The 12911-nt window shown below is 61.9% G+C and carries 9 protein-coding genes; 1 reads left to right on the top strand and 8 read right to left on the bottom strand.

Annotated features, from left to right (window positions below):
• Positions 1–405: 405 nt before the first annotated feature.
• Together AB4N98_RS10650 and hutC are read right to left on the bottom strand one after the other, a co-directional pair.
• Positions 406–966 (bottom strand): HutD/Ves family protein, encoded by a 561-nt coding sequence (locus AB4N98_RS10650; RefSeq protein WP_068935355.1) that lies wholly within the window; start codon positions 964–966, stop codon positions 406–408.
• The gene (gene hutC, locus AB4N98_RS10655; RefSeq protein WP_223271435.1) at positions 963–1673 is read right to left on the bottom strand and encodes a histidine utilization repressor; all 711 of its coding nucleotides are present in this window, start codon (positions 1671–1673) and stop codon (positions 963–965) included. The genes AB4N98_RS10650 and hutC overlap by 4 nt, the downstream gene beginning before the upstream one ends.
• 147 nt (positions 1674–1820) lie before the next feature.
• Between hutC and AB4N98_RS10660 the strand changes: the two genes are divergently transcribed.
• Entirely contained in the window at positions 1821–3185 is a 1365-nt protein-coding gene (locus AB4N98_RS10660; protein WP_017529537.1) for a formimidoylglutamate deiminase, read from the top strand.
• 53 nt (positions 3186–3238) lie between these two features.
• Here AB4N98_RS10660 and AB4N98_RS10665 read toward each other — a convergent pair whose 3' ends face one another.
• The 6 genes from AB4N98_RS10665 to AB4N98_RS10690 all read right to left on the bottom strand — a co-directional run bounded on the left by AB4N98_RS10665 (position 3239) and on the right by AB4N98_RS10690 (position 12864).
• Positions 3239–3808, bottom strand: coding sequence for a lipocalin family protein (locus tag AB4N98_RS10665; protein WP_116078954.1), 570 nt, complete (start codon positions 3806–3808; stop codon positions 3239–3241).
• A 30-nt stretch (positions 3809–3838) separates the two neighbouring features.
• The gene (locus tag AB4N98_RS10670; protein WP_003171143.1) at positions 3839–4093 is read right to left on the bottom strand and encodes a hypothetical protein; all 255 of its coding nucleotides are present in this window, start codon (positions 4091–4093) and stop codon (positions 3839–3841) included.
• 176 nt (positions 4094–4269) lie between these two features.
• Entirely contained in the window at positions 4270–5280 is a 1011-nt protein-coding gene (locus AB4N98_RS10675) for a class 1 fructose-bisphosphatase (RefSeq protein WP_003171139.1), read from the bottom strand.
• Positions 5281–5388: 108 nt separating this feature from the next.
• Positions 5389–6741, bottom strand: coding sequence for a DUF3999 domain-containing protein (locus AB4N98_RS10680; RefSeq protein WP_026067401.1), 1353 nt, complete (start codon positions 6739–6741; stop codon positions 5389–5391).
• Positions 6741–10256 carry a DUF2339 domain-containing protein gene (locus AB4N98_RS10685; RefSeq protein ID WP_137220147.1) on the bottom strand — a complete coding sequence of 1172 codons (3516 nt, stop codon included), beginning with the start codon at positions 10254–10256 and terminating at the stop codon, positions 6741–6743. Before AB4N98_RS10685 ends, AB4N98_RS10680 begins: the two co-directional genes overlap by 1 nt.
• 157 nt (positions 10257–10413) lie before the next feature.
• Positions 10414–12864 carry a glycogen/starch/alpha-glucan phosphorylase gene (locus AB4N98_RS10690; protein ID WP_017529541.1) on the bottom strand — a complete coding sequence of 817 codons (2451 nt, stop codon included), beginning with the start codon at positions 12862–12864 and terminating at the stop codon, positions 10414–10416.
• Positions 12865–12911 lie beyond the last annotated feature (47 nt).

Raw genomic sequence — 12911 nt, forward strand, 5'->3', positions numbered from 1 at the left:
AACTCGGACTCCTCGGCGATCAATGCACGAACAGAAATGGTGCGAAGCAGGGTCTTACGCACACATCTTTACTTGTATGTACAAGCATATGCAATCAAGCGGCCAACTTGAGGAGCGGGTTGTGGAAATTTTTTTTGAGGGCGTCTGTAAGCCTTGGAAATTAAGGCTTCGGGGCTTGATGAAATTTCTTAGGGAAGGGTTTTGCGGCGAAGGGAATGTGTGATGACCGCATGACATTGCGTCACGCTGGGGCATTCGGTAACAAATTGGTGCGCGGGTTGGAAACAGTTTTTAGGAACGACACAAAACAAATGTGGGAGGGGGCTTGCTCCCGATAGCGGTGTATCAGTCAGTCCACTCGGCACTGACGTACCGCAATCGAGGGCAAGCCCCCTCCCACATTTTTTACCCGCGCGGGGTCAGTTCGATAATGCAGCAGCGGCCAGTGACGCAGACGTCCAGCAGCTCGTTGTCACCGTCAACCTGCAGGCAATCGTGATGGCCCAGCTTCTCGCCCAGCACCTTCACCTCATCCGCCACGCTGAACACCAACACCGTCTGCGCCGTACTGAAAAACCGCTGCACGCCGTCAACCCACTGCAAGCGCGCGTGGTAACGCTGGGGCGAATAGATCAGGTTGAAATCGCGGATCGGCCCGGTGATCAGGCGGCACGACACTTGGCTGTCGCCCTTGAATGCGAACGGCTGCAGCGGTAACAGGCCGCGCTGCTCTTCTGCGTCCACGGTCAACACCATGCCGGCACCCTGGATAACGGTAATCACGCGCTGATAACCGGCAAACGTGGAAAAACCGCCCGACTCGCCAATATCGGCAATCGACAGGCGCCAGCCAAAGCCATCCAGGCCGGTGCCGGCGTCACGGGCGATTTCTTCGGTGCTGCCGCCGCCGTTTTTCCACGGCATGCTTACGTAATCGGCAGCGCGCCAGACCTTTACCGCACTCATTTGCTGAAACGTCCTTCGAGGCTGTGACGAGAGCCGGGATGGATCAGCCGTGCGGCGGTCACCGGCTGGCGACCCGACCACGTGCGGCGGCGAATCAACAGGCAGGGTTCGGTGGGTTCGATTTGCAGCAGCTTGCACTCGTCAGCGTCGGCAAGAATCGCTTCGACGACGTGCTCACCTTCCGTCAGCGGTGCAACCTGGTTCAGGTAGGCATAGGGCGTTTGCTGGGTGAAGTCTTGCTGCAAATATTCCGGAGCGACCAGGGCGTTGACGAAACGGTCTTCGATTTGCACGGGAATGTCATTTTCGAAATGCACGATCAGCGAATGAAACACCCGCCCGCCTTCGCGCATTTCCAGGGCAACAGCGCGCTCGGAACCGGCCGCTTCTTCGCCCAGATGAATGACTTGGCAGGTATGCCGATGACCACGGGAGGCGATTTCATCGGCAATGTTGTGCACCTCGAACAGCGCCGACTGGCTCTTGGGCTCGGCGACAAACGTGCCGACGCCTTGCATGCGCACCAGCAAACCTTCGGCGGTGAGCTCGCGCAGGGCGCGGTTGATGGTCATGCGGCTGAAGCCCAGTTGGCTGACCAGTTCACTCTCCGACGGCACGCGATAATGCGGCGGCCAGTTGCCGTTGAGGATCTGCTGGCTGATCATTTGTTTGACGCGGGCATACAAGGGCGCCGGACTTTCGTCCATGTGGGCAGCCAGCGAAGAGTTGGCGGGCGGAGTCGGCACAGGGAATCCTTGCAGAGGGAAAAGATGCATAGATTGCCGGAGTTTACCGAGCAGGCAAACGTCTGTATATGTATATACAAATAAACACACGACCGGAGTGTTCTGATCATGTCCGCTTTTTTTGCCGAACGCGCGCTGCTGCCTAGTGGATGGGCCAACGATGTACGCCTTGAAGTCAGCGCCGACGGGCGACTGACACAGGTCACGGCCAATGCCAGTTCCGCTGCCGCCGAACGGTTGAGAGGCCCGGTTTTGGCGGGCATGCCTAACCTGCATTCCCATGCTTTCCAGCGCGCCATGGCAGGCTTGGCCGAAGTGGCCGGCAACCCGAATGACAGCTTCTGGACCTGGCGCGAGCTGATGTACCGCATGGTTGGCAAGATCAGCCCGGAGCAATTGCAGATCATCGCGCGCCAGCTGTATATCGAGATGCTCAAGGCTGGCTACACCTCGGTGGCCGAGTTTCACTATGTGCATCACGATGTCAGCGGCCAGCCGTATGCCGACCGCACGGAGCTGTCGCGCCAGATCAGCCAGGCGGCGGCCAGCAGTGGGATGGGGCTGACGTTGCTGCCGGTGCTCTATACCCACTCCGGATTTGGTGGCCAGGCACCGAATGAAGGCCAGCGGCGGTTTATCAACAGCACCGAACATTATCTGGACTTGCAGGCGCGCTTGCAGCCGATCCTCGCGGCGCAACCGGCGCAGCAACTGGGCCTGTGTTTCCACTCCCTGCGCGCAGTCACGCCACAACAGATCGAGGAAGTGCTGGCTGCCAGTGACAAAGCGTGCCCGGTGCACATCCACATCGCCGAACAGCAAAAAGAAGTCGACGACTGCCTGGCCTGGAGCGGCAAGCGCCCCCTGCAATGGCTGTATGACAACGTCGAGGTGGATGAGCGTTGGTGCCTGGTGCACGCCACCCATGCCGATGCCGACGAGGTCACACGCATGGCCAGGAGCCGCGCGATTGCCGGCCTGTGCCTGACCACCGAAGCCAACCTGGGCGATGGGATTTTCCCGGCGGTGGATTTTCTCGCCCAGGGCGGGCGCCTGGGCATTGGCTCCGACAGCCATGTATCGCTGAGTGTGGTAGAGGAATTGCGCTGGCTCGAATACGGCCAGCGCCTGCGCGATCAACGGCGCAACCGTTTGTATCGTAACGATCAACCGATGGTCGGGCGGACGCTGTTCGATGCGGCGCTGGATGGCGGCGCGCGGGCACTAGGGCAGCCGATTGGTCGGTTGGAAGTGGGTAAACGCGCGGATTGGATTGTGCTGGACGGTAACGATCCATACCTGGCAACGGCCAGCGAGGATGGGATTCTCAATCGCTGGCTGTTCGCCGGTGGCGATCGGCAAGTGCGCGATGTCCTGGTGAACGGCAAGTGGGTGGTGCGCGATGGGCGCCATGCCGGCGAGGAAGAAAGCAACCGCGCATTTACGCAGGTACTGAAGGATTTACTCGGTTAAACAGGTGGGAGGGGGCAAGCCCCCTCCCACCGTTTGATTTGCGTGATGCTGGGTTACTGCGACGTCTTGGCCATCTGCTTATCCGACGTACGCCAGATCAACCGCGTGGTGTCGTACCCCTGCTGCCGCGCCCTGCTCAGCAGGTCTTCGCGGGTATCGGCGCTCACCGTTGGCGTGCGCGATAGAATCCACATGTAGCGCCGGCTCGGGCTGCCGACGATGGCGGTCTTGTAGTCATCGCTGACGTACAGCACCCAGTAATCGCCCTTGGCGACGCCCGGCAACAGCGCGGTAAACCAGTTATTGAATTCCACCCAGAGCTTGTCCGTTTTACCAGGCACTTGCGGCGTCGCGGTGCCCTTGGCTTCTTCCCACTGCCATTCGGTCGTCAAGCAGCGGTTGAATACCGACATGTCGCCATCGGGCAGCAAGGTGTAACGGGCTTCGGACTGCGCACAATTGCGCTGGAAGTACATCGGCAGTCGGGCCAACTCATACCAGGTGCCCTGGTAACGCTTGAGGTTGACGCTACCGGCGGTCTTGGGTTGCAAATCATCGCCAGAATGGCTGGCGCAGCCCGCCAAAAACAGGCTGGCGCAAAGGAACACAACAAAACGCATCATTCTTCTTCTCCCGCAGGCTCTCGCCCCGGTTTACTTCAGGCCTTGCCCGGAAAACATCAGAACTTTGTCACCGGCATATTGAACGCTGATAAAGCTGGTTTTATCGCCCCACGTGCAACTGGACATACCCAGTGCGCCGGAGCAGTCGGTTGGCTTACCCAGCAACGACTCGACCTCAGCCTTGGGCATTCCGGCCGACAACTTCGCATAATTCTCTTGATTGACCTTGCTGCAGGCGGCCAACAGCACGCAGAAAGTCAGCAGGGCAAGACGGCGTAACGACATGGAATAACTCCTGGAGGGACAAAGCAGCGTGGGTATCTGCCAGAAGCTTAGAAGGGAAAACAGGTGTCTGGTTCCCGAGGCGCAAAAACAAAAAAGCCCCGAAAACGCTGAAACGTTTCGGGGCTTCTTTAAGGGTGAACCGGCTCACATTTACGCCGATCACTTGTCACAACGGCTTACTTCTTGTGATAAGCCGTCACACGCTCAACTTCTTCCTTGGAACCCAGGAACACCGCCACCCGCTGGTGCAGGCCTTCAGGCTGGATGTCGAGGATGCGCTGGTGGCCGTCGGTGGACGCGCCGCCCGCCTGCTCAACCAGGAATGACATCGGGTTGGCTTCGTACATCAGGCGCAGCTTGCCCGGTTTGGACGGCTCGCGGCTGTCGCGCGGGTACATGAACAGGCCACCACGGGTGAGGATACGGTGCACGTCAGCCACCATCGCAGCTACCCAGCGCATGTTGAAGTTCTTCTTCAACGGGCCTTCTTCGCCTTCCATCAACTCGTTGACATAGCGCTTGACCGGTTCTTCCCAGTGGCGCTGGTTGGACATGTTGATCGCGAATTCCTGCGTAGAGGCAGGAATGGTGATGTCTTCGTGGGTCAGTACGAAGCTGCCCATTTCACGGTCCAGGGTGAAGCCTTTGACGCCGTCACCCAGGGTCAGCACCAGCATGGTCTGCGGGCCGTAGATCGCGTAGCCGGCAGCCACCTGCTCGGTACCCGGCTGCAGGAACGCCTTTTCGTTCAGGGCTTCATTCTGGCTCAGGTATTCGTTCGGGCAACGCAGCACGGAGAAGATGGTGCCGACCGGTGCGTTGATGTCGATGTTGGACGAGCCGTCCAGCGGGTCGAATACCAGCAGGTAGGCGCCTTTGGGGTACTTGCCGGGGATCTGGTAGGCATTGTCCATTTCTTCGGACGCCATGCCGGCCAGGTGGCCACCCCATTCGTTGGCTTCGAGCAGGATCTCGTTGGAGAGTACGTCGAGCTTCTTCTGCACTTCGCCCTGCACGTTTTCGGTGCCCATGCTGCCCAGGACACCACCCAGTGCGCCTTTGGACACGGCGTGGCTGATTTCCTTGCAAGCACGCGCCACCACTTCGATAAGGAAGCGCAGATCGGCAGGCGTGTTGTTGCTGCGGGTCTGCTCAATCAAATAGCGACTCAAGGTAACGCGGGACATGTAAGGCTCCGAAGAATGGGGGCTTGAAAACCCGCGCAGTTTAACGCGAGTCGGGGCGTATTTCCTCCTATCAGAGGATTAAAACCCAATAGAGTTCATGGACTTTATTTAACGTGCCACCGGCGGCTTGCGCAGCAAACTGTAGGCCATGGCGCCCAGCGCGGCCACGCCGAGCAATAATACGGCCCAGAGCCCGAGCTTTTTCCAGTTCGGCCCACTCTCCACAGCCGCCGTAACCGCAGGCGGCGCAACCGCAACCTCCCCGGCTATTTTGGCTTGCCCCAGCGCCTTGAGACGCTCGAAGCTGTAGTCCGGGATAAGGGTCGACAGCGGCAGGTTCGCGGCCTTCACCGAAGCATTGCCCAGCGCCAGGCTGAACGGTGGCTCCCCTCGCGCCAGGAACACCAGTTGGGTGGTGCGCACGGCAAAACGCAGCGCCGGTGCTTCAGTGCCCAGGCCACCGCCGCGCTCGTCCACCTGCAGCTTGAGCTGGTTGACCACCTGGCCCGGTAACTGCAATTCATCCTGCACCACGTCCTGGCCGTTCTGGGCCAGGCGGTACAGCAAACCATTGCTCAAGGGCTGCCACGCTTGCCTGGCATCACTTCGCCCCGCCAACATCACCGGCGCGAGCGTGTTGGGCTGCTTCAGCTCAATACGCAAGCGTTCCACACTCAGCCCCGTGGGCAGTTGCCAACTGTATTCGCCGGCCTTGAGTCGCGTACCGGCCAAAGGCTGCGACCACACCAGCGGCAGCGGCAAGTTGCTGCTGGTAGCACTTGCCAGTTTGGCCGAGGTCAGCAGCGGCGCCGCCTGACCTTGCCACACCAGGCGCAGGTAACGCGCCGATTGCCCCGGCAGGCTGACGTCATGTTGCTCGACCCGCTCGTCGGCGAACGACAAGCGCGCCACTTGCCCATCGCCCCAGGATTCCCAGTGCTGCAGGTCATCACTGGCTTCAATGCTGAAACGCTGGAAACCGTCTTGCTCGCGGCTCCAGTCCAGGCTCAGTTGCTGCAACGGCGCCTTGATCGCGCTGGCGTCAAGCACCCAGCCGCGCAGCACCTGTTTGCCGGGTTTAGTGGCGGCGGATGGTTTGATTTCCACCAGCGTGCCCTCAGGGGTGGTTTTCATCACCACGCCGGGCAGGGTTTGGCGGGTGTCGGCAGCGTAAAGCGGGAACCACTTCACGTCGACGACGTGGCGGCTTTCCGTGCGCTGGGAGGCCTGTCGCGACAGCGCATACGCCTGGGGCTCACCGGCGGCGTTGAATACGCGCACATCACTGAGGTCCGCCTGACGCGCATTCAATTGCACGGCCAACGGCAGTTCGAGGCGATACCATGGGCCGTTACCGCTGACGCTCAACGGCACCTGGCTGGCGAAATCCGTCGGGGCTTCCTGGGCCCAGGCCGACAACACCGCACTCATGCCGACCACGGCGACGCTCAACTTACCGATCAAGAGGATGCTCCTTGAGTTTGCAGCACAGGTTCGACACGCTTGGGCGGCAGCGGCGCGAAGTAGCCCACCACCAGCAACAGCCCGCCCACGCCGATAAACGACACGATTCGCGCCAAGCCACCACGGTTGCTCAGCTCGACAAAAAACAACTTGGCCACCACCACGGCAATCAACGCCGCGCCGATCAGCCACACCTCGCGCCGATGACGCAGGTGGCCACCGATCATCAGGCCGAGGGCGATCAGGGTCCAGACAATCGACAGGCCGGCCTGCACCAACATCGATTCGAGCAACGCGTCCAACTGGAAGGGGACGGCGCCCCAATGGTGGGCGGTGCGCATCACCAGCGCGGTGAAGAACGCAAACAGTGAAAGCCCCGCAACGCCCTGGGCGAGCAACTCGGCCCGTGGTCCGCGTTGCGGCGCCACACTGCGCGACCACACGTACACCCCCAGCAAGGCGAACAACAGGCCCAGGTCCAGCGGGTTAAGCAATGGCACATAGGGCAACGGGTTGGCCGTGCCGTCGCTGAAGCTGTTCGCCAGCCAGAACCAACCGAGCATCAACACGGCCAACGGCAGTGCCGCAAGCACGCGATATTCCCGTGGATACGCCGACACCGGCCACGGCCAGTTGCGCGGCGCGGCGGCCAGCACCAGGTAGAGGCTTGGCAGGATCGCCCAGCCCAACCAGCGCCAGGCGTTGTATTCGGCGGAAAAGCGCAGCAAGCCGTAGCGCAATTCCAGCGCCAGCATGCCGATCAGCATCCAGCAGCCCAATACATGGGCGATGCTCAGCGCCCTGCCCGGCGCCACCGCCGCCAAGCGCCGCAGCGAGACAAAATGCACCACAAACACCGCCAGCCACGCCAACCAACCGTACTGCGCCGCCGGGTGGTAATAGGTGTGCGCCGAGGCCAGCAGCACAATGCCCGCCGCCGGCATCAACAGGGTGCAGAGCCTACCCAGCGACACCCAGCGCAGGCGTGTCGCCAGCAGCGTCCAGATCGCCACGCTGACGGCCGCGATCCCGAGCAGGAAGGCGCCCTGCAACTCGTCGGGAACAAAACGCAGCACTTCGCCGGTCAGCGCCATCGTCCACCAGGCCGCGCCCCACACCAGCAACACATCGGATAGGCGTTGCAGTTGCAACTGAGCAAACACCGGCGCATGTGGTTCGCGCTGCAAGCGCCAGGCACCGACCAGAGCGGCCAGGCCGAGTACCATCGGCGTCCAGAAGCCGCTGTGAGCCAAGGGGCGCAGACCTTCGCTCGTCAACGGCCCCAGCAAGTCCGGCACCGCCAGCAGGAAGGAGCCACCACCGATCAGTTGCAGCAGCAAACCAAATACAAAACTCACGCGCTGTTGCAGGTACAGGCTCAGCCAGATGATCAACAAACCACTGGCCGCCCAGACGCCACTGGCGCTTTCCCACGGCAGCACGAACAGCACGGCGAGGTTGATCAACACCAGGCCGGCCAGCAACACCACCGAAAGGCCACGCAACAGACGCACATCACTGCGCACCATGTCGTCGCGCGCCGCCAGCAGCATGCCGCCGATCAAAGCCAGGCCGATCAGCGAGGCGGTGAGCAAACCACTCCAACCGGCATTGAACACCGCCTCGCCCTCACCGCCCTGCAATCGCAGCAGAAACAACGCGCCACCCAGCAACTGCACGGCGAACGCGGTAAACAGGAAGGTGCGCGAGCCAATGCGCAGGCCAACAAGCAGCGTCACCAAGCCGGCGATGGCCCAGCTGACAGCGGTGCCTTGGGTCAGCAGCAGCAACGGCGCCAGCAGGTACAAAAAGCCCAGGCCCAGGCTCGCCAGTACCGGCAGGCCACGGCGCTCCCAGGCCGCCGCCTGCTCGCTCGGCGCCTGGCGCAACTGAAGGAAGCTGAACAACAACGCCGCGCCCAGCAGCAACGCACCCAGCGGCGCGCCGTCGAGCAAGGTGTGCTCGCCGATACGCAGTTCGCTGAGGAACGCCAGCGCCGAGCCCAGTTGCAGCAGTAACCCAAAGGCCCGCGCCAACGGTCGTTGCTGACGCAGCCCCAGCCAGAAGATCCCCGCGCCTTCCACCGCCCAGGCCGCAGCGGTCCAGCGCGCATCGAGACCCAGCGCAATCGCCAGGCTGGCAAAGATCACACCCAACGCCAGGCAGGTTTCGGCCAGTAGCAAGGCCCGCCCACCGCTCAACACACGCGCCAGGCCCATATAGATAATGCCCAGGCCGAGTGCGCTGAACGCTGCGGCGAACTCCAGGTGTTGTACCAACGCGAACTGCAAACCAAAGCCCACCAGTGGCGGGCCGAACAGCATGCTGCCGTCGACATAATCGCCTTTGGCCGCCGACCAGCGCAGCAACGCCTCACGCTCCTCTGGCGCCTCGCCCATTTCCTGCAACTTGCGCCGGGCGAACAACAGGCCGATGGCCAGGTACATCAGGAAAAACAGCATCAGGAACGGCTCGGTGCTCCACAGCAGTTCCGGCGTGTAGGAACGCATGCCCCAGGCGAAGCCGATGCCGAAGGTGCCGACAAAGCCGATCAGGTTGAGCAAGCGCCAGGCCTTGAACCAGGCAATAGCGAGGATGCCGGTATTGAGCAGGGCGAAATAGCTGAACAGCGCCACATGGTTACCGGCGCCGGTGGATGTGAGAATCGGTGCCGCAAAACCCCCGAGCGCCGCCGCGCAGGCCAACCCCAGCGCGTCCTGGGTGATCGCCAGGATCGCCGAGAACACCGTGACCGCCACCAGCATGCCCAGGGCCGCACCAGGATCAATCAGCGGGTGCAGGCGCATCGCCGCAAATACTGTGAGGTACAACACCGCGATACCGGTGCCTTGCAGCATCAAGCCGTAGTTGCTGTTACGCAGCCGCAACCACCAGCCCAGGCCCAACAGGGCGAGTGCGGCAGCGGCCACGCCGGCGTAACGCAGTTCGATCGGCACCACCATGCCTTCAGTGGCATAGCGCAACAGGAACGCCAGGCCGAGGAACAACAGCACCACCCCGACCCGCAGCACGGTGTTGCCCCCAAACAGCCAATTGCGCGCGCCGCCAATGGCGCGCTCGATCAGGTTGGGGCCGCGCGGCGCGACCGGTTCTTGAGGTGGACGTGGCGTCGGCGCAGGCGCCCAGACATCATCCGGCAACGGTTGGCTCGGTTCGGCGACCCTGGCGGCAGGCGCCAATTCGGCAGGCAGTTCCCACACCAGCTCGGGTGCCTTGGCGACAGGTGTCGGTTCAGGAGCAGGCGCTTCAAAAATGACGGTGCTCGACGGCGTGGGCACTTCGAGTTGCCGCAGGCGTTCACCCAGGGCGATCAGCGCCTTTTGCGTGGTTTCCAACTGACGTGCCTGCTGCTGCGCCTGGGTCGCCAGCTTCGACAGGCGAATCGCCTGGCCGATGCCCAACCCCAGCAGCGCACCGATGCCCGCATCATAGAACGACTCATCGAGCGTCCAGCCGAGCACCAGGCCAATCAGCATGAAAATCCATTGCATGGTCGATATTCCCTAAGCAAACCGGCGCTCAGTATATCGACGTGAACCCAATGTGGGAGGGGGCTTGCTCCCGATAGCAGGGTACCAGTCCACATATCTGCAAACTGACACTCCGCTATCGGGAGCAAGCCCCCTCCCACATTTGGATCTGCGCGGTTTAGTCGAGCGCTTTCCAGATCTCGGTAGCGTATTCGCGGATCGTGCGGTCCGAAGAGAACCAGCCCATCCGCGCCGTATTGAGCACCGCCGAACGCCACCATGCCTTGGAATCGTGCCAATGCGCTTCGACCTTGGCCTGGGCGTCCCAGTAGGAGTCGAAGTCGGCGCAGACCAGGAAGCGGTCATAGTCGATCAGCCCGTCGATCAAGCCCACGTAGCGGCCCGGATCATCCGGCGAAAACACCCCGCCACGGATCGCTTGCAGCACATCGTTGAGGCGATGCGAGGCGGCGATGTCCGGCCCGGCATTGAATTCGCCGGCATGCTTGCGCGCCTCGACCTGCTGGGCACTGAGGCCGAAGATAAACATGTGCTCGGCGCCCACGCGCTCGTGCATCTCCACGTTGGCACCGTCCATGGTGCCGATGGTCAGCGCGCCGTTGAGGCCGAATTTCATGTTGCTGGTGCCCGACGCCTCGAAACCGGCCGTGGATATCTGCTCCGACAAGTCCGCCGCCGGAATGATGCTTTCCGCGAGGCTCACGTTGTAGTTGGGCAGGAACACCACTTTGAGCAAGCCGCGCACGGTCGGGTCGTTGTTGACGGTGCGGGCGATGTCGTTGGTCAGCTTGATGATCAGCTTGGCCTGGTGATAACTGGCCGCCGCCTTGCCCGCGAAGATCTTCACCCGTGGCACCCAGTCGGTGCCCGGCTCGGCACGGATCGCCTGGTACAGCGCCACGGTGTGCAGCAGGTTGAGCAGTTGACGCTTGTATTCGTGGATCCGTTTGACCTGCACATCGAACATCGCTGCCGGGTTCACCGAAATGCCCAGGCGCTCATGGATGATATCGGCCAATGCTCGCTTACTGTGCAGGCGCTGGTCAGCGAAGGCCTTGCGGAACGCCTGCTTCTCGGCAAAGGTTTCCAGCTCGCCCAGCCGGGTTTCGATGTTGTCGAGGATATCCGGCCCCAGGGCATCCACCAGCATGGCGGTGAGTTTGGGGTTGGCCTGGTACAGCCAGCGGCGGAAGGTGATGCCGTTGGTTTTGTTGTTGATGCGCTCCGGGTAGAGTTTGTGCAGTTCTGAAAACACCGTGCTGCGCATCAATTGGGTGTGCAGGCCGGATACACCGTTAACGCTGTGGGAGCCGAGGAACGCCAGGTTACCCATGCGCACGCGGCGGCCGTTGTCCTCTTCGATCAGCGATACGGCGCGCAGGACGTCGAAGTCGTGAATGCCCTTGGCCCGCAGCGAGTCAATGTGCTGGGCGTTGATCAGGTAAATGATCTGCATATGCCGGGGCAGCATGCGCTCCATCAAGCCTACCGGCCAGGTTTCCAATGCCTCGGGTAGCAGCGTGTGGTTGGTGTAGGAAAGCGTTTCGACGGTGACGTCCCACGCGGCTTCCCAGGGAATGTCATGCAGGTCGACCAGTTGCCGCATCAACTCGGCCACGGCGATGGACGGGTGGGTGTCGTTGAGTTGGATTGCTGCGTGTTCGCCCAGGCTGAGCACCGAGCCATGCATGTTCTTGTGACGGCGCAGCAGGTCTTGCAGGGAGGCGGAAACGAAGAAATATTCCTGGCGCAGGCGCAGTTCCTGCCCCGCTTCGGTGCTGTCGGCCGGGTAAAGCACGCGGGAGATGCTTTCGGCGCGGGCCACTTCCGCCACGGCGCCCAGGTGGTCACCGGCGTTGAAGCGCTCCAGGTGCAAGTCTTCCACCGCCCGTGCCCGCCACAGGCGCAGGGTGTTGACGCTGGCGCCACGCCAGCCGACCACCGGGGTGTCGTAGGCCACGGCACGTACGGTTTCGTTGGGCGACCACACCTGGATCATCTTGCCGGAGGCGTCCGCCACGGTTTCGACGCTGCCGCCAAAGCCGATCGGGTAAATCACCTCGGCGCGCTCGAATTCCCACGGGTTGCCGAAATCCAGCCAGCGTTCGGTTTGCTCCTGTTGCCAGCCATCGACAATCGCCTGGCGGAACAAGCCATGTTCATACCGAATGCCATAGCCGTGGCCGGCAATGCCCAGGGTCGACATGCTTTCCATAAAGCACGCCGCCAGGCGGCCCAGACCACCGTTGCCCAGCGCCGCGTCGGGCTCCAGCAGGCGGATGCGTTCCAGGTCGACGCCCAGCTCCGCCAGCGCATCGCGAGCGATCTCCAACACCCCCAGATTACTCAGGCTGTCGTAGAGCAAGCGGCCGATCAGGAATTCCAGGGACAGGTAATAGACCCGCTTCTGACCTTTGCGGTAAATCCGCCGGGTATGGTCCATCCAGTGGTCGACCATCTGGTCGCGGGCGGCCAGGGCAATGGCTTCGAACCAGTCATGGTCGAAGGCGTGATCCGGGTCCTTGCCCACCGCGTAGGTGAGTTTGGTCAAGACGGCATCGCGAAATGCGGCTACCTCTGCTTCTCGTGCAAGTGGTTCCTGAGACATCAAATGCGACCTCGGGCGAGATAGAAGGAGTTGCTAGAGCCTAGACG

It is taken from the genome of Pseudomonas sp. S3_E10 (assembly GCF_054667615.1).